Source organism: Streptomyces sp. NPDC049585 (assembly GCF_040675615.1).
GTDB classification, from domain to species: domain Bacteria; phylum Actinomycetota; class Actinomycetes; order Streptomycetales; family Streptomycetaceae; genus Streptomyces; species Streptomyces luteosporeus.
This window is the reverse complement of the sequence record NZ_JBFAPE010000013.1, coordinates 45,627-67,164: the sequence shown is the minus strand read 5'-3', so window position 1 is coordinate 67,164 and position 21,538 is coordinate 45,627. Positions and strand designations below refer to the sequence as shown.

Here is a 21,538-nt window from a genome sequence, read left to right as displayed (position 1 = left end):
CCCTATCTCAGCTCCTGCGTGCAGCACTTCACGCTGCCCCCGCCCTTGAGGAGCTCGCCCAGGTCCATGCCGATCGGTTCGAAGCCGCGTTCGCGCAGCGGGTCGAAGAGCCCGACCGCGGCCTGGGGCAGCAGGACGTGGCGGCCGTCGCTCACGGCGTTCAGGCCCAGGGCCGCCGCGTCGTCCGCGGTGGCGATCAGGGCGTCGGGGAAGAGGCGCTCCAGGACCGCCCGGCTGCCGGGGGAGAAGGCGCCGGGGTAGTACATGACCTCGTCGGTGGTGTCGTCCAGGACGCACAGGGCGGTGTCGAGGTGGTAGTAGCGCGGGTCGACCAGGTCCAGGCCGATCACGGGGCGGCCGAAGAACTCCTGGGCCTCGGGGTGCGACAGCGGGCTGCTGCGGAAGCCGCGGCCGGCCAGGATCCAGGAGGCGGTGACGGCGAAGTCGCCCTCGCCCTCGTTGATGTGGGTGGGCTCGCGCACGTCCGCGTACCCGTGGGAGCGGAACCACGCGACGTGCGCGTCGGCCTCGGCCCAGCGCTCGGGGTGGGCGAAGCGGGCGCCGAGCACGCGCCCGTCGACGACCGTGGCGCCGTTGGCGGCGAAGACCATGTCGGGCAGGTCGGGGCGGGGCACGAGTTCCTCGACGGTGTGCCCGAGGGAGCGGTAGCGGTCCCGCAGCTCCTCCCACTGGGTGAGGGCGAGCCGGAGGTCCACGGGCTTGCCCGGGTCCATCCAGGGGTTGATCGAGTATGTGACCCGGTAGTACGTCGGCGGGCACATCAGGTAGCGCCGGGGGGTGGATGCACGCGGAGCGGTGGGCAAGTCGCCCTCCTCACAGGGGTATTGGGTGGGCACGGTGACTCGTGCGTGCCCAAATCGTCCACGGTGGGCGGCCGTCGCGCATGAACCGTACGGGTGGTTTAGGAGTGACCCGGACGCAGTGCTCCCACCCGCCCTGACGATACGGTTCGTCTCGCTGAAGCGCTTCCGCGCGGCCGGTCTCACACCCCCCGGATGCGCCCGGCGGCCACGCCGGGAGCAGGATGGTGGCAGCATTGACCGAGGACCGCGGTCGAAGTGAGGGGATAGATGGAACGCAAGGGCAGATTCTCCCAATGGCTGCGCCGCCCCAGGAGCGGAGCGGGCGGCGATACGGGCACGGGGGCGGCCTCCGCCGCCCGTGAGGAACTGCTCCTGGCCGCGGCCGCAGCGGGGTTCCCCCTGGCCCCGGCCGCGCACCCCGACGGGTACGGCTGTTCCTGCGAGCGCATCGGCTGTCCCACCCCGGGCCGCCACCCGGTCTCCTTCGCCTGGCAGACCCTGGCCTCCGCCGAGGCCGAGAAGGTCGCCACCTGGCTGCGCGCCCAGCCGCAGGCCAACTTCGTCACCGCCACCGGCATCGCCCACGACGTCCTCGACGTGCCCGCCGAGGCGGGCCGGGCGGCCCTCGACCGGCTCATGGCCGCCGGCGTCGAGGTCGGCCCGGTCGCCACCGTCGCCCCCGACCGGATGCTCTTCTTCACCGCCACCCGCGGCACCCCCGACGACGAGGACGAGTGGTGGCCCTGCGAACTGGACTGCCATCCGGAGACGATGGACGAGCATCCCGGCCTGCGCTGGCACTGCCGCGGCAGCTACGTGCTGCTGCCGCCCTCCGTGCTGCCCGGTGAGCAGAAGGTGACCTGGCTGCACGGTCCCGAGCGGGCGCTGCCGGACCCGCTGACCCTGCTGGAGGCGCTGACCGACGCCTGCGCCCAGTACGCGGGGGCGCAGCAGGACCACGAGCCCGCCCACCCCTGGCCGATCGGGCTGTAGAGCCGGCCCGTCACTCGCCCCTGGCGGCGGTCAGGGACTCGATGCGGTTCAGGAAGACCACCTGGGCCGTGCCCTTCGCCGGCACCTGCACCGCCGACTCCGAGACGCGGGTGTACGTCACCGCCTGCTTGAGGCTGCCCTTGAGCAGCGCCTTCGTGCGGGAGTCGGTCACCTCCGGGCGCACGCCCTGCACCATGGCGCGCCGCTCGCGGTGGCGCGCGGTGAAGAACGCCAGCGCGCCGCCGTCCCGGGTGCGCAGCGCCAGCGGCGGGAAGCCGGGGGCGCCCTCGGGGGTGTCGATGTACTCGGTCCAGAACGTGGGCGTGCGGGTCAGCTTCGCCCGCTCGGCGCGCAGCTGCGTGGTCGCCGGGCCGGGGGCGAAGCGCCCGCCGTCGCCGGTGCGCAGGAAGTCCGTGTACGCGCGGCTCAGCGCCCGTGGCTCGACGGCGAGGCCCGCGTCCGCCGGCTGGGCCCAGCCGTCCTTGTCGGTGGCGAACTGCGGCACGCTGCCCGGTGCCAGCAGCGACAGGTACGCCGCCCGCCACCGCGCGTCCGCGTTCTCGCGCACGAAGAGCACCAGCCAGCGGTTGCGGTCGCGGTTGCTGCGGGTGTCGGCGAGGAAGAACTTGGGCCACCCGGCCATCTTCGGGATGGTGAAGCGGGCGTCGTCCAGGACGAGCCCGGGGTAGCCGGGGTTGCCGCCGGGCGTGATCGCACGCTGGGCGGCCATGTCCGCCCGGCCGATCTCGGCGAGCGCGCCGGACTCGACCCGGTCCACCAGGGCCGGGTCGAGCTTGCGGTACGCCTCGTTGTAGCCGTCCGTGAAGTGCTTGAGGACCGTGCGGGCCTCAGCCCTGTCCTTCACCGACGGGATGACCGCCCGTTCGCCGTGCACCGTCACGCACCCCGTCGCCAGCACCAGCAGCGGCAGGGCCAGCAGCATCGCCGGCATGCGCACCGCTCGACGCGGCGAGAGGCGTATCGGCAGGCGTCTCATCGCGCTTGGACTCCTCGGGGACTGCTCGGGACGGCGCAACCCTACCCGTACGCCCCGGCGCGAAGAACACCAGCAGGGTCGGCACCAGGTACAGCGCCCACACCGCCACCTGCAGCCAGGTCGGGTCCGGCTGGAAGTTGAAGACGCCCTTGAGCAGCGTGCCGTACCAGCTGTCCGCCGGCACCTGGTCGCTGATGTCGAACGCCTTGCTGCCCAGGCCCGGCAGCACGCCGGCCTCCTGCAGGTCGTGGAAGCCGTACGCGAGCACGCCCGCGGCGACCACGACGAGCATGCCGCCGGTCCACGTGAAGAACTTCGCGAGGTTGATCTTCAGGGCGCCCCGGTAGAACAGCCAGCCCAGCACCACGGCCGTCAGCAGGCCCAGCACGGCGCCCACCAGCGGGCGCACGCCGTCGTCGGTGGCCTGCACGGCCGTCCAGATGAACAGCGCCGTCTCCAGGCCCTCGCGGCCCACGGCCAGGAAGGCCGTGACGACCAGCGCCGTCGTGCCCATCGCGAGCGCGGCGTCCAGCTTGCCGTGCAGCTCCTTCTTCAGGTGCCGCGCGGTGCGCCGCATCCAGAAGACCATCCACGTCACCAGGCCGACGGCGATGACCGACAGCGAGCCGCCGAGCATCTCCTGGTCCTCGAACGACATGCTCTGCGAGCCGAACTGCAGCAGGGCGCCGAAGCCCATGCTCAGCAGCACCGCGACGGCGATGCCCGTCCACACCGGGCGCAGGGCGTCCCGGCGCCCGGTCTTGACCAGGTAGGCGACCAGGATGCAGACGACCAGGCTGGCCTCCAGGCCCTCCCGCAGGCCGATCAGGTAGTTGCCGAACATGCGGCTTCCGCCTTTCTGTTGAGTACGGTCGTCACGCGAAGAGGGACTTGCCCCACCAGTCGCCCGAGTCCCGGACGCCCGGCGGCACGGCGAAGATCGCCGAACCCACGTGCTGGATGTACTCGTTGAGCGCGTCCTCGCGCGCCAGCTTCGTCTGCAGCGGCACGAAGCCGTCGCGCACGTCGCGCTGGTACGCGATGAAGAACAGCCCCGCGTCCAGGCGACCGAGGCCGTCCGTGCCGTCCGTGAAGGAGTAGCCGCGGCGCAGGATGCGGATGCCGTTGTTGCTGTCCGGGTGGGCCAGGCGCACATGGGCGTCCGGCTTCATCGCCTTCAGGTTCGGCTCGTCGCGCTCCTTGCGCCGGCCGACCGGCGCGCCCTCGGCCTTGTCGCGGCCGAAGACGTCCTCCTGCTCGGTCAGCGAGGTGCGGTCCCACGTCTCGATGTGCATGCGGATGCGGCGCGCCACCAGGTACGAGCCGCCCACCATCCAGGCCGGGCCGTCCTTCTCGCCCACCCAGACGTGCTTATCGAGGGCGGCGGCGTCGGACCCGTCGATGTTCCGGGTGCCGTCCTTGAAGCCCATCATGTTGCGCGGGGTCTGCGCGTCGGGCGTCGTCGAGGAGGTCTTGCCGAAGCCCAGCTGCGACCAGCGGATGGCGGCGCGGCCCATGGCGATGCGCGCCAGGTTGCGGATGGCGTGCACCGCGACCTGCGGGTCGTCGGCGCAGGCCTGCACGCACAGGTCGCCGCCGCTGCGGGCGGCGTCGAGGTTGTCCTTGGGGAAGGCGGGCAGGTCGATCAGGGCCTGCGGACGCCGGGCCTTGAGCCCGAAGCGGTCCTTGCCGTCCTTCTCGAACAGGCCCGGGCCCACGCCGAAGGTCAGCGTCAGCCGCGAGGGCTTCAGGCCCAGGGCCTCGCCGGTGTCGTCCGGGGGCAGCTCGGCGTTGTCGCCGATCGCGCCGGTGCCCACCTCGTGGCCCGCCGTCATCCGCGCGGCCGCGGCCGTCCACTCCTGCAGCAGCTTGATCAGCGCCGCCCGGTCGGTGGTGGTCACGTCGAAGGCGGCGAAGTGCAGGCGGTCCTGCACGGCCGTGGCGATGCCCGCCTGGTGCGCGCCGTGGAAGGGCACGGCGTCCCCGAGGGAGGCGGCCGGGCTCGCGTCGTTGCCGGTGCGCAGCGCGGCGGCGGTGCCGCCGGCGGCCGCGGCGCCCAGCGCCAGGCCGGCGCCGCCCCAGCCCAGCAGGGCGCGGCGGGAGGGGCCGGCCTTGGGGGCGGTGTCCTGGTCGGAGGGGCCGGAGGGGGTGGTCTCGTCGGTCGTCGTCTCGCTCATCGGCTCGTCCCTCACTTCGCGACGGCGCCGGCGAGCTTGGACAGGGGCTCGGCGAGCGCGTTGACGGCGTCCGAGAGCTTCTTGCGGTCGTCCTTGCCCACGGTGTCGTACGACTTGTAGCCGTCGCCCTCGCGGTAGTCGGAGAGCGCCTTCTTCACGGCGGCGAACTGCTTGTCGAGCTCGGCGGCCAGCGCGGCGTCGTTCTTGGCGGCGACCGGCTTCAGCAGGTCGTACGCCTTCTCGGCGCCCTCGACGTTGGCCTCGAAGTCGGCGAGGTCGGTGTGGCTGTAGCGCTCCTCCTCACCGGTCACCTTGCCGGTGGCCACCTCGTCGAGCAGCTCCTTGGCGCCGTTGGCCATGGAGGTCGGGGTGATCTCGGCGGTGCCGACGCGCTTCTGCCAGTCCTTGAGGTCGGTGATCAGCTGGTCGGCCAGCTTCTTGTCCTCGTCGGTGATCTGCTTGGCGTCCCACAGGGACTTCTCCAGCTTGTGCCAGCCGGTCCAGGTCTGGCCCTTCTCCAGGCCGTCCTCGCGGACGTCGACCTTCGGGTCGATGTCGCCGAAGGACTCGGCGACCGGCTCGGTGCGCTCCCAGCCGGTGCGGGAGGGCGCGTAGAGCTTCCGGGCCTCGTCCAGGTCGCCGTTCTTGACCGCGTCGGCGAACTTCTGCGCGGCCGGGAGGGTCTCGTCGGCCTGCTGCTGGACGTACGTGCGGTACGCGGCGACCGCCTTGTCCAGCTCGGGGTTCTTCTTCTCCGCCTTCTCCGAACCACCGGTGACGGTGATCTTCTGCCGGATGCCGTCGCCCTTCATTCCCGGCTTGCAGGCGATTTCGTAGGAGCCGGCCTTCTTGATCGTCGCGGTGATCTCGGCCTTGGTGCCCGGGCCTATGTTCTCCCGCTCGGTCACGATGCGGTCGCCCTCGGCGTAGACGTACACCTCGGTGACCTTCGAGCCCTTGTTCTCGATCTTGAACGTCACGTCGCCCGCGGGGAACGAGGTCTTGGCGACCTCGCACTTGTCGTCGCTCGCCTTGATGCCGATGGCGTCGGCGGCGTTCTTGTCGGCCTTCCCGGAACAACCGGACACGGCGGTCAGGACCGCCGCCGCCGCGACGGCGGCGACTGCGGAGGAGCGGAGGGCTCGCATGGGGGCTCCCAGGCATGCTCGAGAGGCGGTTCGGGACGTGGCCGGAAATCATTGCTGATTTAGGCCGCCCTAACTTATCTGAGGCTTGCCTATCCTGTTCCCGGAACGGCGCGTGATTCTGCTCTCATGGCGGGCCGGCAGAGCAAAATTTCGTCTCCCTCGTCCCGAAAACACCACACCTCTCAGGCCTCTCGGGCGAGCACCAAGATCCATTACTTTCGCCGCTGGCGAATTTCAGGCGCTCAGCGAAAACTCCCGGCCCAGGGCGTGGAAGACGGCCGTGTTCATCGAGAAGGCCCGCCGGCACTCCTCGACCACCCGCTGCTTCTCCAGGTCGTCGACAGGCAGCGCGTCGAGCAGCCCGCGGTACTCCCGCTTGAACGCCGCCGGGTTGGCGATGCCCTCGAAGACATAGAAGCGCACACCGTCGCCCTTGCGGGCGAAGCCCCACGTGCGCTCGGCGGTGCCGCGGATGACCTGCCCGCCCGAGAGGTCCCCGAGATAGCGGGTGTAGTGGTGGGCGACGTACCCCGCGGGCCAGGTGCGGGCGCACTCCTCGATGCGGGCCGCGTACGCCGCGGTCGCCGGCAGCGGCACCAGGCCCTCGCGCCAGTCCGGGCCGGCCAGATGGGCGAGGTCGCGCTCCAGGCCCGCGGTGCGGGCCAGTTCGGGCCGTATGAACGGGCCGGCCACCGGATCGGCGGACAGGGCACCCGAGGCGGACGTGGACTCCAGGGCCCGGTAGACGAACCACAGCTGCTCCGTGTACCGGCGGTACGCGGCGAGGCCCAGCCGGCCGCCCAGCATGTCGCTCATGAACGACGAGCTCTCGGCTTCCGTGTGCTGCTCGTGCGAGGCGGTGCGGATGAGCACGGAGAAGGGGGTCGGGGCGGTGGACGGGTCCAAGGCGGCCTCCGGTGACCGAGGGGGCGCAGAGGGAGCATCCCCCTCAGGCTTACCTAAGCAGGATGCTTCCCGACGTCCTGTCGGTAAAACCCTAGGGCAGGGTGAGGATCTCCGCTCCCGTGTCCGTCACCACGAGCGTGTGCTCGAACTGCGCGGTGCGCTTGCGGTCCTTGGTGACGACCGTCCAGCCGTCCTCCCACATGTCGTACTCGTACGTGCCCAGCGTCAGCATCGGCTCGATCGTGAACGTCATGCCCGGCTGGATCAGCGTGTCGTGGTGCGGGCTGTCGTAGTGCGGCACGATCAGACCCGAGTGGAACGACGAATTGATGCCGTGACCGGTGAAGTCGCGCACGACGCCGTAGCCGAAGCGCTTGGCGTACGACTCGATCACCCGGCCGATCACATTGATCCGGCGCCCCGGCTTGACGGCCTTGATGGCACGGGCCAGCGCCTCACGCGTGCGCTCGACCAGCAGCCGCGACTCCTCGTCCACCTCGCCGACCAGGTAGGTGGCGTTGTTGTCGCCGTGCACCCCGCCGATGAACGCCGTCACGTCCAGGTTCACGATGTCGCCGTCGCGCAGCACCGTGGAGTCCGGGATGCCGTGGCAGATGACCTCGTTGATCGACGCGCACAACGACTTGGGGAAACCGCGGTAACCGAGCGTCGAGGGGTAGGCGCCGTGGTCGCACATGTACTCGTGCGCCACCCGGTCCAGCTCGTCGGTCGTCACACCCGGCGCAATGTGCCGCGCCGCCTCCTCCATCGCCCGCGCCGCAATGCGCCCCGCGATCCGCATCTTCTCGATCGTCTCGGCGTCCTGCACCTCCGGACCGCCGTACGGGGCCGGAGCCGGCCTGCCCACGTACTCGGGCCGCGGAATCGAAGCAGGAACGGGGCGGGTGGGGGAGAGCGTCCCCGGGACAAGAAGCGACTGGCCAGACATGTCTGCGAGTGTAGCCAGGGGCCATCGGGGAGCATGTGGGCGAGAGCACACGCGACATGCAGGAACGTGAGGAGAGCCATGGCACTGTTCAAGCGGCGCCCCGCCGGGCGGGCGGGCGAGTGGTACTACTGCCTCAAGCACGGCACCGTCGAGGAAGGCCCGGAGTGCCGGGCCGCGGACCGGATGGGGCCGTACGGGACGCGCGAGGAAGCCGGGCACGCGATGCGGACGGCGCATGAGCGCGAGGAGGCGTGGCGCGAGGACCCGCGGTGGAACGACGACGCCGGCGGGGCGGGACGGGGCGACGCGTAGGCGGGTGCGCCTGCGGCGGGCTGTGCCCCGGTCCCGCCCTTTCACCGTTTCCCCAAGGGGCTGCCGCCCCTTGGGAACCCCGCCACGGGGGCTGCGCCCGCAGGGGCGCGGGGAACTGCGCGACAAGCCACGACGTGCCCGCAGCTGGAGGGCGACACCTCGGCTGCAGGCCGTCTGTGGCCGATCGCGCAGTTCCCCGCGCCCCTGCGGGGCGCAGCCCCCGTGGCGGGGCGGTTACGCCGCCTCCGCCACGCGGTCCGCGCTGCGCGCGGTCCGCATGCGGACGGCGTGTTCGTCCGTGCGCTGGTCGTAGGACAGCAGCTTCGGCAGGCACGCGGCGAGCAGGCCCACCGAGGCCAGGCAGGCCAGGCCGCCCGACCAGACCGACATACGGGCGTTGGTCAGGGAGGCCATGCCGCCGGCGCGGACCTGGCCGAGCTGGGGGCCCACCGAGTACGACAGCAGTTCTATGCCCGCGAGGCGGCCGCGCAGGCCGTCGGGGATGGTCTGGTCCCAGATCGCCGAGCGGAACAGGCCGCTGACCGTGTCGCAGCCGCCGGCGACGGCCAGGAACAGCAGGACCAGCCAGACGTTGTGCAGCAGGCCCGCCACCGCCATGGCCGCGCCCCAGCCCGCCGCGGCGAGGACCACCATGCGGCCGTGCCGGTGGATGCGGGAGACCCAGCCGCTGGTGAGGGTCACCGCCAGGGAGCCGACCGCGCCGGCCGAGTACATCAGGCCCAGGGCCCAGGGGGCGTGGAGGTCGTCGGCGAGGAAGGGGAAGATCGCCGCCGGGTAGGCGAAGAACATCGCCGCCATGTCCACCGCGTAGGTGCCCAGGAGTTCCTTGCGGCTCCAGGCGTAGCGGGCGCCCTCGACGATGCCGGCGAGCGAGGGCTTCTCGGCGTCGTGGGAGGCGGGGGAGGGGGCCAGGCGCAGGCACAGGGCCAGGGAGGCCAGGAAGGACAGGACGTCCAGCAGGTAGGCGAGCTCCAGGCCGCCGAAGGCGACGATCAGGCCGGCGACCGAGGGACCGGCGATGGCGCCGGCCTGCCAGCGCATGGAGTTCAGTGCGATGGCGGCGGGCAGCTGCTCGTGGGCGACGACCCTGGGCACGATGGCCTGCAGGGCCGGCCGCTGGAGTCCCGTCAGGGCACTGACCAGGGCGACCACGACGTACATCGGCCAGATCAGCGGGTGCGGCAGGACGCTGTTGAGCAGCAGGAGCGCGCTGAGGACGCCGAGGCCGGCCTCGGTCCACAGGATCAGTTTGCGCCGGTCCATGGCGTCGGCGAGCGCGCCGCCGTAGAGGCCGAAGACGATCAGGGGGACGAGCTCCACCGCGCCGGTCGCGCCGACGGCGAGCGCCGAGCCGGTCAGCTCCTTGAGCTGCAGCGGTACGGCCACGAAGGTCAGGAAGCCGCCGAAGGAGGTGATCAGGCCCGCGATCCACATGCGCCGGAAGTCGGCGGAGGTGCGCAGGGGCGCGAGGTCGGGGAGCAGGGCGCGCAACCCGGAGGGGGCGGTTTCGGCGGAATCGGGATGGTGCTCGGTCACGGGGCACCATGGTCCGTGCACGGACCACCCCGGGGCAAACCGTTTTCCCGGGGCGCCCGTGACCGGGCCTCACCAGCGGGGCACCTGCGGTGCCGTCAGGCGGTCGGCGAGCCGGGCGAGCCGGTCCCGCAGCCGGCGGCCGGGCGCCGCGTACCCCCCGCCCTCGCCGGCGGCGGCGCTCACCAGGTGCTGAAGGGTCTCGAGGTCCAGGCCGGCGGCCTCCTCCGGCATGGTCAGCGCCTCGTGGGCCAGCGCCGCCACCTCCGCCCTCTGCGCCCTCTCCGCCTCCAGGGCCAGGACCGTCGCCCCGCCCCGGCGGGCGTCGTGCACCCGCTCCAGCAGACCCTCGCCCGGCCGCCCCTGCGCCACCACCAGCAGCGTCTGGCCGCGCCCGGCGGCCTCCAGCCGGCCCAGGCCCACCGCCAGGTGCGCCGGGGCGCCGGGCGGCACGGCGTGCCGCACCAGCGTGGGGGACAGCTCCGCCAGGCCCGAGCGGGCGGCCTCGTCGTCCAGGTGCGCCGCCAGGTGCCACGGCTCGTACTCCGGCGTGCCCACCAGCAGCAGGTCGCCGCCGCGGGCCGCCACCGAGGTGCGCAGTGCGCCCGCGAAGCGGTGCGTCTCCCGCAGCCACTCGGTCCCGGCCAGGGCTTCTCGCAGCAGCGCGACCCGTACGGCGTCCATGCGGCCCAGCCTGGCGCAACGTCCTCCTGCATACGTGCAGTTGCCGGCGCCCTCACCCGTTCGTGACAGTATCGCTGTCATGACTACTTCCGAAGCGGTGAAGAAGGCCCCGGCGAAGGACCCTTGGGACCTTCCCGACGTGTCCGGCCTGGTGGTCGGCGTGCTCGGCGGCACCGGCGACCAGGGCCGCGGCCTGGCCTACCGGCTGGCCAAGGCCGGCCAGCGGGTGATCATCGGCTCCCGGGCGGCGGAGCGGGCGCGCACCGCGGCCGAGGAGCTGGGCCTGGGCATCGAGGGGCTCGACAACGCCGAGTGCGCCCGGCGCAGCGACATCGTGATCGTCGCCGTGCCGTGGGAGGGCCACGCCAAGACCCTCGAAGCCCTGCGCACCGAACTCGCCGGCAAGCTGGTCGTCGACTGCGTCAACCCCCTCGGCTTCGACAAGCAGGGCGCCTACGCGCTCAAGCCGGCCGAGGGCAGCGCCGCGGAGCAGGCCGCCGCCCTGCTGCCCGACTCCCGGGTGACGGCCGCCTTCCACCACTTGTCCGCCGTGCTGCTCTCCGACCCGGAGATCGCCGAGATCGACACGGACGTGATGGTGCTCGGCGACAAGCGCGCCGACACCGACGTCGTCCAGGCCCTGGCCGCCCGCATCCCCGGCATGCGCGGCGTCTACGCCGGGCGGCTGCGGGGCGCCCACCAGGTCGAATCGCTGGTGGCGAACCTGATCTCCGCCAACCGCCGCTACAAGGCCCACGCCGGACTGCGCCTGACCGACGTGTGAGGCCGCCCTCCCCGAGCGCACCCGGGGCATGGGGGACAATGGCGGGGATCGTACGCACATGCGCCCCGCCGCACCGGACAGGAGCCGCCCCCATGCCCCGCCTCGCCCTCTACGCCCTCGCCGTCTGCGTCCTCGCGCTGGCCGCGGCCGTGGTCTCCTTCGCCCAGGGCAGCTGGCTGGGCATCGTGTGGGTGCTCCTGCTCGGCGTCGCCTCGAACATCGCCTGGTACTACGTGCGCAAGGCCAAGAACGACGCGGCCGCGGCCGGGAACGGCTGATCCGGCCGATCCGGCCGATTCGACTGGTTCGGCCGAATCAGCCCAGGCCGAGGGAGTCCAGCGGCGGCACGTCCGGCGTCCCCTGCCAGAAGCGGAACAGCTGCTGGCCCCAGTACGTGTCCCACTCCGTGACCCCCAGAGACCGCAGGATCGCGTCCACCGCGTCGAAGAAGACGTGGTTGACCTCCGGGATCCACAGGAAGCCGAACACCGCGAGCAGCCCGAACGGCGCGAACGGCTCCAGCTGGTGGCGTACCTTCGCCGACAGCCACGGCTCGATCACCCCGTAGCCGTCCAGCCCCGGCACCGGCAGCAGGTTCAGAAGCGTCGCGGAGACCTCCAGCAGGGCCAGGAAGGCGAGCGCGTAGCGGAAGTTGTCCGGTACGCCGTCGAGCGCGCCCAGCCAGAACGGGGCACAGACCACCGCCGCGAAGATCAGGTTCGTCAGCGGGCCCGCGGCCGAGACCAGACTGTGCTTCCAGCGGCCGCGGATGCGGTGGCGCTCGATGAACACCGCACCGCCCGGCAGACCGATCCCGCCCATGATCACGAAGATCACCGGCAGCACGATGCTCAGCAGGGCATGCGTGTACTTCAGCGGGTTCAGGGTCAGATAACCCTTCGCCCCGATCGTGATGTCACCACCGTGCAGCGCCGTGCGGGCGTGCGCGTACTCGTGCAGGCACAGCGAGACGATCCACGCCGACACCACGAAGAGGAACACCGCGAACCCCGGCGACGCCGAGAAATCCGTCCACACCGCCCATATGGAGACCGCCATAATGGCGACGAGGGCGAGAAAGACAGGGCTCACACGCCCTTCGCCACGGGCCGCTTGCGTTGCCATCCGGTGTGCTCCTGAGATCCTCGGGCCGCCGGAAACCTCCCGGGCGGACGAACGTACCGGGCGACCGTACTCGGTGCACCCTCCGAACGCGTAGTGGCCGACTCCTCGGCCGCCCGACGGACACGGGACAATGGGCCGGTGCGTTACGGCATCCTCGGCACCACCCAGGCCCACTCCGACGACGGCCGGCCCCTGGCCCTCGGCGGGGCGCGGCTGCGCGCCCTGCTCACCGCACTCGCCCTGCGGCCCGGCCGGACCGTCGACACCGACACCCTCGTCGACGAGATCTGGGACGACGCCCCGCCCGCCGACGCGGCCGGCGCCCTGCAGGCCCTCGTCGGCCGGCTGCGGCGCGCCCTCGGACGGCAGGCCGTGGCCTCCGCCGCCGGCGGCTACCGGCTGTGCGCCGAACCCGACGACGTCGACCTGCACCGCTTCGAACGACTCGCCGGCGAAGGGGAACGCGCCCTCGCCGACGGGGACCCCGCCAAGGCGCTCGTCCTCCTCGACGACGCGCTCGCCCTGTGGCGCGGGCCGGCCCTGGCCGACCTGCCCGACCCGGGCGCGCCCGCCGTACGTGCCGAGGCGCGCCACCTCGCCGCCCGGCGGGCCCGGCCCGCCGCCGCGCTCGCCCTCGGGCGGGCGGCCGAAGTCCTGCCCGAACTCGCCGAACTGTGCGCCGCACACCCCCTGGACGAGCCCCTGCGCGCCCTGCGCCTGCGGGCCCTGCGGGACGCGGGGCGCGTGGCGGAGGCACTGGCGGAGTACGAGACGGTACGGCGTGAACTCGCCGAGCGGCTGGGGGCGGATCCGGGGGCGGAGCTGCGGGGGCTGCATGCGGAGCTGCTGGCGCCGGTGGGTACGGGGGCGGGGGAGGGTGCCCCGGTCCCTCCCCCAGCTACCGCTGGGAGGGGCCCCCACGTCCCCCGTCCCCCGGGGACAAGCCCCCGGCCCCCCGGGGCAGCAGCCCCGGACCCGGGCGCCGCACCCGGGGCGGGTGGCTTCGCCCCCGCCCCTGGCGACGGCGGGTCGCCGGCCGTGGGCACCGGCGTGCCCGGAGGTGGCGGCCTCGGGTCCGAGGGCGTGGGCGCCGCCGCGCCCGGTGCCGGGCGGCCCAAGGGCAACTTGCGGCCTCGGCTCACCTCCTTCGTCGGGCGCAGGGGCGACCTTTTGCGGATCCGGGAGGATTTGAGCCGGCATCGGCTCGTCACGTTGCTCGGGCCCGGTGGAGCCGGGAAGACGCGGTTGTCGCAGGAGGCCGCCGAGGCCGCCGTCGCCGTGCAGGGCAGTGCATGGCCCGACGGGGTGTGGTTCGCCGAGCTTGCTCCCGTCGATGATCCCGCCACCGTGCCGGAAGCCGTGCTCACCGCGCTCGGGGCGCGGGAGACCGTGGTGCGGGGCAGTACAGCGGAGGGGTTGCGGGCGGCCACCGAGGCCTCCGCGCTCGATCCGCTCGTGCGGCTCACCGAGCACTGCGAGCGGCGCCGCATGCTGCTCCTGCTCGACAACTGCGAGCACGTGATCGACGCCGCGGCCCGCCTCGCCGAGACGCTGCTCGCGCACTGCCCCGGCGTCACCGTGCTGGCCACCAGCCGGGAACCGCTCGCCGTGCCCGGCGAGGCCGTACGTCCCGTCGAGCCGCTGCCCGATCCGGTGGCGCTGCGGCTGCTCGCCGAGCGGGGGGCTGCGGCGCGGCCGGGTTTCCGGCCGGAGCAGGATCCGGAGGCGTGTGCCGAGATCTGCCGGCGCCTGGACGGTCTGCCGCTGGCGATCGAGCTCGCTGCCGCGCGGCTGCGGATGCTCACCCCGCGGATGCTCGCCGACCGTCTGGACGACCGGTTCCGCTTGCTGACCTCCGGCAGCCGTACCGTGCTGCCGCGGCAGCAGACCCTGCGCGCGGTCGTCGACTGGTCGTGGGACCTGCTGGACGCGCCGGAGCGGGCGGTGCTGCGCCGGTTGTCGGTGTTCTCCGGCGGGTGCGGCCTGGCGCTGGCGGAGGAGGTGTGCGCGGACGGCCGGGAGGTCACCGTCCCGGAGGTGGCCGTGCTGCTCGGGTCGCTGGTGGACAAGTCGCTGGTGGTCGCCGCCCCCGCGGCGGACGGCGAGATGCGCTACCGCCTGCTGGAGACCGTGGGGGAGTACGCCGCGGAGCGCCTGGCGGAGGCGGGGGAGCGGGAGCCGACCGAGCGCCGCCACCTGGTGGCCTACCGCGAACTGGCCCGCAACGCGGACCCCTTGCTGCGCGGGCCGCAGCAGTACGCGTGGCTGGAGCGCCTGGAGCTGGAGCACGACAACCTGCGCACCGCGCTGCGCCGTGCCGTCGCCACGGGGGACGAGCAGGAGGCGCTGTGCCTGGTGCTGTCGCTGGGCTGGTTCTGGCAGCTGCGCGACCACCGGGCGGACGCCCGGCACTGGGCGCAGGCGGCGGCCGCGCTGGGCCCGGATCCGTTCGCGGAGCCCGTCGAGCCGGCCCCGCCGCTGCTGATGTCGAGCATCGCCGAGCCGCCGCCGATGCCGCACGAGCTGCTGGTGGAGGCCCGGCGCGGGGTGCGGCTGCTGGCTCTGGCCAACGCGGAGTCGGATATGCATGCCTTGGGAACACCGCAGACGCAGGCGCAGTTGCGCGGCATCGTCGCCGCGTACGGCGAGGGGCAGCCGCAGAACTGCCGGGTGCCGGGGATGATGTGGTTCTTCGCGCTGCTGCTGACCGGTGGGATCGAGGACCTGTGCACGGTCATGGACGGGCTCGTGGAGCGCTGCCGCGAGCTGGGGTACACCTGGGAGCTGGCCAACGCCCTGCAACTGCGGGCCAAGCTGCTCAACGAGCAGCCCGAGCGGGCGCTGCTGGGCTCGCGGGACGCCGACGAGAGCCTGGAGATCTTCACCCGGCTCGGCGACTCCTGGGGCGTCGCCGAGGCGCTCTCCAGCCGCGCGGAGGCGTACCAGCGGGAGGGCCGCTTCGCCCAGGCGGCCGACGACTACCGGGCGGCGATCGAGTGCGTGCGTGCCCTGGGCTCCGAGGGCCAGGTGCCGCATTTGAGCTCCCGGCTGGCCGATGTGCTCCTGGAGGGCGGGGAGATCTCGCTGGAGGAGGGCGAGAGACGGTTCCGCGAGGCCCTGGAGGCGCTGGAGAAGGACCATCCCGACGCGGCGGCCTTCATCCACGTCCAGCTGGGCATCCTGCTGGCCCGCATGGGCCGCACCGCCGAGGCCCGGCAGCACTTCGACCACATGGTCGGTGAGTTCGGGCAGCGGGCCCTGGTGCTGTTCGAGGGCATGATCCTGGGCCTGACGGCCTGGCTGGACGTGCTGGAGGACAAGCCGCGGCAGGCGCTGCCCAAGGTGCGCGAGGCGCTCGTGAAGGTCGACGGCGATCCTCTGGTGGAGCTGGTCGCCGCCCACCTGCCGTCGGTGCACCTGATGGTGGCGGCGCAGGCCCACGCCGCGATCGGCGGGCCCGGGCACGCCCTGCGGGCGGCCCGGCTGCTGGGCGCCTCCGTGGCCCTGCGGCCGTACGGGCACTTCGTCGTCGCGCACGAGCGGGAGATGCGCGAGCAGACCGCCGGGCGGGCGACGGATGTGCTCGGCGCGGCGGTGTACGCACAGGCGTACGCCGAGGGCGCCCGTCTCTCCCCCGCGGAGGCGGCCGCCCTCGTGTGACCGGCTTCAGGTCTTGCTGCGGAACCGGGAGACCGCCAGCGGTGCCGTCACCAGCGTGATCCCCGCCGACCAGGCCAGCGTCATCCACACCGAGTGGGCGACCGCGCCGCCGTTGACCAGGTTGCGGGCGGCGTCCGCGAGGTTGGACAGCGGGTTGTAGTCGGTGAAGGCCTCCAGCCAGCCGGGCATCTTCTGGGTCGGCGCGAAGATGGAGCTGCCGAACTGCAGTGGCATCAGCACGAGCATGGCCACTCCCTGGATCGCCTGGGGGGTCTTCATGGTCAGTCCGAGCAGGATGAAGATCCACATGAGCGAGGCGCCGAAGACCATGGAGAGCCCGACCGCGGCCAGCAGGTGCAGCACGGAGGTCTTGACGGTCAGGCCGAGGGCGAAGCCCATGGCCAGCAGGATGCCGGTGGCGATGAGCATCCGGCCCAACTCCACGACGATCTTCGCGAGGAGGACGGAGGACCGGGCTATCGGCATCGTGCGGAAGCGGTCCATCACCCCCTTCTTGAAGTCCTCGTTGACGCCCGAGCCGACGGCCATGGCGATGTTCATGCCCATCATCGCCATCAGGCCGGGCACGAGGTAGTTGACGTAGACCTGCTCGTTGCCCTTGCCGGCGATCGAGCCGCCGAAGACGTACACGAACAGCAGGATGAAGATGATCGGCATCAGCACGGCGTCGAACATCGACTCCGGGTCCTGCTTGATCTGCAGCAGGTTGCGCCGCGCGAGTGCGCCGATGTGCCGCAGGTTGGCGCGCAGGCCGATCCGGCCCTCGCCGGTGGGCGCCGTCACATGCGCGTCGAGCGTGGCGGCGCTCATGCCGCTACCTCCTGGAGTGCGTCGGTGGTCGCCTGCGCCGCCGGGGCGGCGGAGGTCTTCTGGCCGGTGACGGCGAGGAAGACCTCGTCGAGGCTGGGAAGGTGGGTGCTGATCCCCGCGAGGGTGATTCCGCGCGAGGACAGCAGGGCGACGACGGCGGTCAGTTGCTCGTCGCTGACGATCGGGACGTTGACCACGCCCTCCGCCGGGTCGGCGGTCGCGCCGACGATGCCGTCGAGCCCGGCCCGGCCGATGGCGTCGACCACGCGGACCAGGTCGGCCGCCTCGGCCGGGCGGATCTGCAGGGTGCGCCCGCCGACCTTGGCCTTCAGCTCGTCGACGCGCCCCTCGGCGATCACCCGGCCGCGGTCGACGACGGTCAGCTCGTGGGCGAGCTGCTCGGCCTCCTCCATGTACTGCGTGGTCAGCAGGACGGTGCTGCCCTCGGTGACCATGCGCTGCACCTCGGCCCACACCTCGTTGCGGGTGCGCGGGTCCAGGCCGGTGGTGGGCTCGTCCAGGTAGAGCACGGCCGGGTGGCCGATCATGGAGGCGGCCAGGTCCAGCCGGCGGCGCATGCCGCCCGAGTACTGGCCGGCGGGCCGCTTGGCCGCCTCGGTCAGCGAGAACCGCTCCAGCATCTCGTCCGCGCGCCGGCGGGCGTCCTTGCGGGAGAGGTCCAGCAGCCGGCCGATCATGTAGAGGTTCTCGCGGCCGGAGAGCTTTTCGTCGACCGAGGCGTACTGCCCGGTCAGGCCGATGACGCGGCGCAGCTGGCGGGGCTGGGTGAGCACGTCGTACCCGGCGACGCGGGCGGTGCCCGCGTCGGGGCGCAGCAGGGTGGACAGGCAGCGCACGAGCGTCGTCTTGCCGGCGCCGTTGGGGCCGAGGACACCGAGGACGGTGCCCCGGCGGACGTCGAGGTCCACCCCGTCCAGGGCCTTGGTCTCGCCGAAGTGCTTGACCAGGCCCCGGACTTCGACGGCGTTCTCGGTGCCGTTGGGGATGTCGGTTCGCTTCATGCCGACAACCCTGCCAGTGCCCACCGACATCGGGCCGACAGTCCGCCGGCGGCCGGCAGGGCCCGCCGACGGATCACCGACAGATCACCGACAGATCACCGGCACGCCCCCGACGGGGCGGCGTGCCGGTGGGCGGTGCCTAGTGGAAGGAGTGCTCCTCCGCCGGGTAGGCGCCGGCCGTGACGTCCTCGGCGAACGCCCGGGCGGCGCCTCCGAGGCTCTCGCGCAGCGCGGCGTACTGCTTGACGAAGCGCGGCAGGCGACCGGAGGTCATGCCGGCCATGTCCGTCCACACCAGGACCTGCGCGTCGCAGTCGGGCCCGGCGCCGATGCCGATGGTGGGGATGTGCAGGGTGCGGGTGACCTCGGCGGACAGCTCGGCCGGCACCAGCTCCAGCACGACCGCGAAGGCGCCCGCGTCCTGCACGGCCTTGGCGTCGCGCAGCAGCTGGGCGGCCGCCTCCTCGCCGCGGCCCTGCACCGGATAGCCGCCGTAGGCGTTGACGGACTGGGGGGTCAGGCCCACGTGGGCCATGACCGGGATGCCGGAGCGCACCAGGAGGTCGATCTGCTCGGCCGAGCGCTCCCCGCCCTCCAGCTTGACCGCGCCGACGCCGGCCTCCTTCACCAGCCGGGTGGCGCTGCGCAGCGCCTGGGTGGCGCCTTCCTGGTACGAGCCGAAGGGCAGGTCGCCGACGATCAGGGCGCGCTTGGTGCCCCGTACGACGGCGGCCGACAGCAGGGTCATCTGCTCCATGGTGACCGGCACCGTGGAGTCGTAGCCGAGGTGACAGTTGCCCATGGAGTCGCCCACGAGCAGGACGGGGATGCCGGCCTCGTCGAAGACGGAGGCGGTCATCGCATCGTAGGCGGTGAGCATGGGCCACTTCTCGCCGCGGTCCTTGGCGGCGGCGATGTCGCGGACGGTGATGCGCCGGGTGGACGTCCCGCCGTACAGCGCCTTGGCATCGCGCCGGCTGCTGTCGGGGGTCTTCAGGGCATGCGTCGTCATGACCTTGGTCTCCTGTGTTGTCGTCTCGAGGCGCCCTCACGGCGTCCCCGGATCCCCTCCATGCTGACACGCCCTCCGCGGCCGGGGAAGCCGGGTGCACGCACCGGGCCATCCGGGGCACACCCCTGCGATACGGAACGGGTTCGTATCGAAACGCACCTAGGGTGTGTCCATGGCACCCCACGACACCGTCCACCGCAGACGCTGGGCGATCCTGGCCGTCCTGCTGTGCAGCCTGCTCGTCGTCGTCCTCGGCAACTCCGTCCTCAACGTGGCGATGAAGAAGATCTCCGCGCCCGCGCCCACCGGGCTGGGAGCCACCCAGAGCCAGCTGGAGTGGGCGATCAACGCCTACACGCTCGTCTTCGCCGGGATGCTGTTCACCGCCGGCCTGCTGGGCGACCGGCTGGGCCGCAAGAAGGTGCTGCTGTGCGGCATGACGGTCTTCGCCGTCGGCTCCGCGCTCGCCTCCATGGCCGGCTCGCCCGAGGAGCTGATCGCCTACCGCGCCCTGATGGGCTTCGGCGGGGCCTTCGTGATGCCCGCCACCCTCGCGATCATCATGAACGTCTTCGAGCGCGAGGAGCAGCCCAAGGCGATCGGCATCTGGGCCGGGGCGGTCGGGCTCGCCATCGCCATAGGGCCGGTGACCGGCGGGCTGCTGCTCAGCCGGTTCTGGTGGGGCTCGGTGTTCCTGATCAACCTGCCGATCGTCGCCGCCGCCCTGATCGCCATGACCGTGCTCGTGCCCGACTCCAAGGACCCCCGCCCGGGCCGGCTCGACCCCGTCGGCGTGCTGCTGTCCGTCGTCGGACTGGTCCTGCTGGTCTACGGCATCATCAAGGGCGGTCAGCTCGCCGACTTCACCGTCCCCGAGGTCTACGGCACCGTCGGCGGCGGCCTGCTGGTGCTCACCGCCTTCGTCCTGCACGAGCGGCGCAGCACCCACCCCGCACTCGACGTGCGCTACTTCCGCAACCCCGCCTTCTCCGCCGCCGTCACCTCGCTGGGACTGGTCTTCTTCGGGCTGATGGGCGTGACCTTCTTCATGGTCTTCTACACCCAGAGCGCCCGCGGCTTCACCCCGCTGCAGAGCGGCCTGCTGATGCTGCCGCTGGCCGCCGCCCAGATGATCTTCGCCCCCCGCGCCCGGCTGGCCGTCGAACGCTTCGGCGCCCGCGCGGTGTGCACCACCGGCATGGTCGTGATGGCCGCGACCATGGCCGGCTACTCCCTGATGAACACCGACACGCCCATCTGGGGCCTGGAGGTGCTCTTCCTCTTCCAGGGCACCGCCATGGCCCACATCACCCCGCCCGCCACCGTCTCGATCATGCAGTCGCTGCCGCGCGAGAAGGCCGGCTCCGGCTCCGCCGTGAACAACACCTTCCGGCAGGTCGGCGGGGCGCTGGGGGTGGCCGTCCTGGGCTCCCTGCTCTCCACCACCTACCGCCGCGGCATCGCCGGCGACCTCGACGCCGTACCCGGCCTGACGGACGAGGCCCGGCGCACCGCCGGCGAGTCCATCGAGGCCACCCTCAATGCCGCCGACCGCCTCGGCCCGCAGGGCCGGCACCTCGTCGGCGCCGCCCACGAGGCGTTCGTCCACGCCATGCACGTCACCGTGCTGTGCGGCGCCGCGGTCGCGCTGGCGGGCGCGGCCGTCGCCTTCCTGTTCCTGCCGGCCCGCGACGCGGCCCGCGCCGGGGCCCGCACGGCCCGGCCGGGCGCGGAGAAGGAGCAGGCGGGGGCAGGGGAGCAGGCGGGGGCCGGACAGTGACCGAGGCAGCGGCGGCGCGGCCCGGCCGGCCGCGCAGCGCCGCCGTCGACCGCGCCGTCGTCGAGGCCGTGCTGCGGCAGCTGGAGGAGGGTGTGGGCATCGGCGAGCTGTCGATCGAGCGCACGGCCCGCGAGGCGGGGGTGGGCAAGGCCGCTGTCTACCGGCGCTGGGCGGGCAAGGAGGAGCTCCTGCTGGACGTCCTGCGCTCCCTCGACGACGACACCGCCCCCGTGCTGCAGGGCGACTGCGTGCGCGACGACCTCGTCGCCCTGCTGGAGCACCTGCGCCGGCGCGGTCTGGCGGGGCGCTCCTCCGTCGTCCTGCGCACGGTGATCGCCCAGGTGCGGGCGCACCCCGGGCTGTGGCGGGAGTACCACGAGACGGTCGTCGCCGCCCGGCGCCGGGCCTTCGCCGAGGTGCTGCGGCGCGGGGTGGCCACCGGCGAGGTCCGCCCGGGGGTGGACGTGGGCCTGCTGACCGACCTGTTCACCGGGCCCATGCTCGCCCGGGCGGTCCTGCACGACTGGCAGGAGCTGCCCGAGGGCCTGGCCGAGACGATCGTCGACACCGTCCTGGAGGGTGTACGGCCCCGGCCCGTGCGACGCGTATGACGGCCGCGTGGTCCGAATGTGCCCGTTCTGTCACAGGGGCCCGCTGCGGCCGGCCGGCAGGAACCCGGGTGCGGCGGACGGTCGTCCTCCTCCCCGACGCCCCGCCCAGGGGCCGCACGGCAGGACCGGGCACGAAGATCACCTATCGTCGTGGGCCGGGAGCAGCAGA

At 72.8% G+C, this 21,538-nt stretch carries 20 protein-coding genes; 7 read left to right on the top strand and 13 right to left on the bottom strand.

All coding sequences use genetic code 11. The features are described 5' to 3' along the window. Positions 1–2 precede the first annotated feature (2 nt). Positions 3–824: a dimethylargininase gene (ddaH, locus tag AB0K17_RS16025; protein ID WP_365965498.1), complete on the bottom strand. Its 822-nt coding sequence runs from the start codon at positions 822–824 to the stop codon at positions 3–5. A 267-nt stretch (positions 825–1,091) separates the two neighbouring features. On the opposite strand from ddaH, the gene AB0K17_RS16020 reads away from it, so the two are divergent. Continuing rightward, complete coding sequence (locus AB0K17_RS16020; RefSeq protein WP_365965499.1) at positions 1,092–1,817, top strand: bifunctional DNA primase/polymerase; 726 nt, start codon at positions 1,092–1,094, stop codon at positions 1,815–1,817. Between the two features lie 10 nt (positions 1,818–1,827). Here the strand turns inward: AB0K17_RS16020 and AB0K17_RS16015 are convergent, their stop codons facing one another. From AB0K17_RS16015 to map, 6 genes are all read right to left on the bottom strand, one after another. Beyond that, a complete protein-coding gene (locus AB0K17_RS16015) occupies positions 1,828–2,682 on the bottom strand; it encodes a hypothetical protein (RefSeq protein ID WP_365983278.1) in 855 nt (284 codons plus the stop codon). After that, entirely contained in the window at positions 2,666–3,658 is a 993-nt protein-coding gene (gene efeU / locus AB0K17_RS16010; protein ID WP_365965501.1) for an iron uptake transporter permease EfeU, read from the bottom strand. Before efeU ends, AB0K17_RS16015 begins: the two co-directional genes overlap by 17 nt. 31 nt (positions 3,659–3,689) lie before the next feature. After that, positions 3,690–4,991 carry an iron uptake transporter deferrochelatase/peroxidase subunit gene (gene efeB / locus AB0K17_RS16005; protein WP_365965502.1) on the bottom strand — a complete coding sequence of 434 codons (1,302 nt, stop codon included), beginning with the start codon at positions 4,989–4,991 and terminating at the stop codon, positions 3,690–3,692. An 11-nt stretch (positions 4,992–5,002) separates the two neighbouring features. Continuing rightward, complete coding sequence (efeO, locus tag AB0K17_RS16000; RefSeq protein ID WP_365965503.1) at positions 5,003–6,139, bottom strand: iron uptake system protein EfeO; 1,137 nt, start codon at positions 6,137–6,139, stop codon at positions 5,003–5,005. A gap of 234 nt (positions 6,140–6,373) precedes the next feature. After that, on the bottom strand, positions 6,374–7,045 hold the full coding sequence (locus tag AB0K17_RS15995; protein WP_365965504.1) for a biliverdin-producing heme oxygenase: 672 nt from the start codon (positions 7,043–7,045) through the stop codon (positions 6,374–6,376). 91 nt (positions 7,046–7,136) lie between these two features. Beyond that, positions 7,137–7,994, bottom strand: a complete 858-nt coding sequence (gene map / locus AB0K17_RS15990) for a type I methionyl aminopeptidase (RefSeq protein ID WP_344434698.1) — start codon at positions 7,992–7,994, stop codon at positions 7,137–7,139. A 78-nt stretch (positions 7,995–8,072) separates the two neighbouring features. Between map and AB0K17_RS15985 the strand changes: the two genes are divergently transcribed. Beyond that, positions 8,073–8,306, top strand: coding sequence for a hypothetical protein (locus AB0K17_RS15985; RefSeq protein WP_365965505.1), 234 nt, complete (start codon positions 8,073–8,075; stop codon positions 8,304–8,306). A 234-nt stretch (positions 8,307–8,540) separates the two neighbouring features. Here the strand turns inward: AB0K17_RS15985 and AB0K17_RS15980 are convergent, their stop codons facing one another. Next, entirely contained in the window at positions 8,541–9,863 is a 1,323-nt protein-coding gene (locus AB0K17_RS15980; RefSeq protein WP_365965506.1) for an MFS transporter, read from the bottom strand. A gap of 69 nt (positions 9,864–9,932) precedes the next feature. Continuing rightward, positions 9,933–10,544: a hypothetical protein gene (locus tag AB0K17_RS15975; protein ID WP_365965507.1), complete on the bottom strand. Its 612-nt coding sequence runs from the start codon at positions 10,542–10,544 to the stop codon at positions 9,933–9,935. A 79-nt stretch (positions 10,545–10,623) separates the two neighbouring features. Here AB0K17_RS15975 and npdG point away from each other — a divergent pair, with 79 nt between their 5' ends. Beyond that, entirely contained in the window at positions 10,624–11,328 is a 705-nt protein-coding gene (gene npdG, locus AB0K17_RS15970; RefSeq protein ID WP_365965508.1) for an NADPH-dependent F420 reductase, read from the top strand. Positions 11,329–11,420: 92 nt separating this feature from the next. Next, positions 11,421–11,606 carry a hypothetical protein gene (locus AB0K17_RS15965; protein WP_365965509.1) on the top strand — a complete coding sequence of 62 codons (186 nt, stop codon included), beginning with the start codon at positions 11,421–11,423 and terminating at the stop codon, positions 11,604–11,606. Between the two features lie 37 nt (positions 11,607–11,643). Here the strand turns inward: AB0K17_RS15965 and AB0K17_RS15960 are convergent, their stop codons facing one another. Beyond that, the gene (locus AB0K17_RS15960) at positions 11,644–12,453 is read right to left on the bottom strand and encodes a site-2 protease family protein (protein WP_365965510.1); all 810 of its coding nucleotides are present in this window, start codon (positions 12,451–12,453) and stop codon (positions 11,644–11,646) included. A 138-nt stretch (positions 12,454–12,591) separates the two neighbouring features. On the opposite strand from AB0K17_RS15960, the gene AB0K17_RS15955 reads away from it, so the two are divergent. Then, a complete protein-coding gene (locus AB0K17_RS15955) occupies positions 12,592–16,113 on the top strand; it encodes a BTAD domain-containing putative transcriptional regulator (RefSeq protein WP_365983277.1) in 3,522 nt (1,173 codons plus the stop codon). Between the two features lie 6 nt (positions 16,114–16,119). Here AB0K17_RS15955 and AB0K17_RS15950 read toward each other — a convergent pair whose 3' ends face one another. The 3 genes from AB0K17_RS15950 to panB all read right to left on the bottom strand — a co-directional run bounded on the left by AB0K17_RS15950 (position 16,120) and on the right by panB (position 18,978). Next, entirely contained in the window at positions 16,120–16,944 is an 825-nt protein-coding gene (locus AB0K17_RS15950; protein ID WP_365983276.1) for an ABC transporter permease, read from the bottom strand. Then, positions 16,941–17,966: an ATP-binding cassette domain-containing protein gene (locus tag AB0K17_RS15945; protein ID WP_365965513.1), complete on the bottom strand. Its 1,026-nt coding sequence runs from the start codon at positions 17,964–17,966 to the stop codon at positions 16,941–16,943. Before AB0K17_RS15945 ends, AB0K17_RS15950 begins: the two co-directional genes overlap by 4 nt. 139 nt (positions 17,967–18,105) lie before the next feature. Continuing rightward, positions 18,106–18,978: a 3-methyl-2-oxobutanoate hydroxymethyltransferase gene (panB, locus tag AB0K17_RS15940; RefSeq protein WP_365983275.1), complete on the bottom strand. Its 873-nt coding sequence runs from the start codon at positions 18,976–18,978 to the stop codon at positions 18,106–18,108. Positions 18,979–19,150: 172 nt separating this feature from the next. Here panB and AB0K17_RS15935 point away from each other — a divergent pair, with 172 nt between their 5' ends. Both AB0K17_RS15935 and AB0K17_RS15930 read left to right on the top strand, forming a co-directional pair. After that, positions 19,151–20,758 (top strand): MFS transporter, encoded by a 1,608-nt coding sequence (locus tag AB0K17_RS15935; protein WP_365965515.1) that lies wholly within the window; start codon positions 19,151–19,153, stop codon positions 20,756–20,758. Next, positions 20,755–21,369, top strand: coding sequence for a TetR/AcrR family transcriptional regulator (locus AB0K17_RS15930; protein WP_365965516.1), 615 nt, complete (start codon positions 20,755–20,757; stop codon positions 21,367–21,369). Before AB0K17_RS15935 ends, AB0K17_RS15930 begins: the two co-directional genes overlap by 4 nt. Positions 21,370–21,538: the final 169 nt, after the last annotated feature.

What these genes read in the sequence shown, in the direction of transcription:
- AB0K17_RS16020 (WP_365965499.1), top strand. Translation starts at nt 1,092, where the DNA reads ATGGAACGCAAGGGCAGATTCTCCCAATGGCTGCGCCGCCCCAGGAGC.
- efeU (WP_365965501.1), bottom strand. Translation starts at nt 3,658, where the DNA reads ATGTTCGGCAACTACCTGATCGGCCTGCGGGAGGGCCTGGAGGCCAGC.
- efeB (WP_365965502.1), bottom strand. Translation starts at nt 4,991, where the DNA reads ATGAGCGAGACGACGACCGACGAGACCACCCCCTCCGGCCCCTCCGAC.
- efeO (WP_365965503.1), bottom strand. Translation starts at nt 6,139, where the DNA reads ATGCGAGCCCTCCGCTCCTCCGCAGTCGCCGCCGTCGCGGCGGCGGCG.
- map (WP_344434698.1), bottom strand. Translation starts at nt 7,994, where the DNA reads ATGTCTGGCCAGTCGCTTCTTGTCCCGGGGACGCTCTCCCCCACCCGC.
- AB0K17_RS15985 (WP_365965505.1), top strand. Translation starts at nt 8,073, where the DNA reads ATGGCACTGTTCAAGCGGCGCCCCGCCGGGCGGGCGGGCGAGTGGTAC.
- AB0K17_RS15975 (WP_365965507.1), bottom strand. Translation starts at nt 10,544, where the DNA reads ATGGACGCCGTACGGGTCGCGCTGCTGCGAGAAGCCCTGGCCGGGACC.
- npdG (WP_365965508.1), top strand. Translation starts at nt 10,624, where the DNA reads ATGACTACTTCCGAAGCGGTGAAGAAGGCCCCGGCGAAGGACCCTTGG.
- AB0K17_RS15965 (WP_365965509.1), top strand. Translation starts at nt 11,421, where the DNA reads ATGCCCCGCCTCGCCCTCTACGCCCTCGCCGTCTGCGTCCTCGCGCTG.
- AB0K17_RS15960 (WP_365965510.1), bottom strand. Translation starts at nt 12,453, where the DNA reads ATGGCAACGCAAGCGGCCCGTGGCGAAGGGCGTGTGAGCCCTGTCTTT.
- AB0K17_RS15950 (WP_365983276.1), bottom strand. Translation starts at nt 16,944, where the DNA reads ATGAGCGCCGCCACGCTCGACGCGCATGTGACGGCGCCCACCGGCGAG.
- AB0K17_RS15945 (WP_365965513.1), bottom strand. Translation starts at nt 17,966, where the DNA reads ATGAAGCGAACCGACATCCCCAACGGCACCGAGAACGCCGTCGAAGTC.
- panB (WP_365983275.1), bottom strand. Translation starts at nt 18,978, where the DNA reads ATGACGACGCATGCCCTGAAGACCCCCGACAGCAGCCGGCGCGATGCC.
- AB0K17_RS15935 (WP_365965515.1), top strand. Translation starts at nt 19,151, where the DNA reads ATGGCACCCCACGACACCGTCCACCGCAGACGCTGGGCGATCCTGGCC.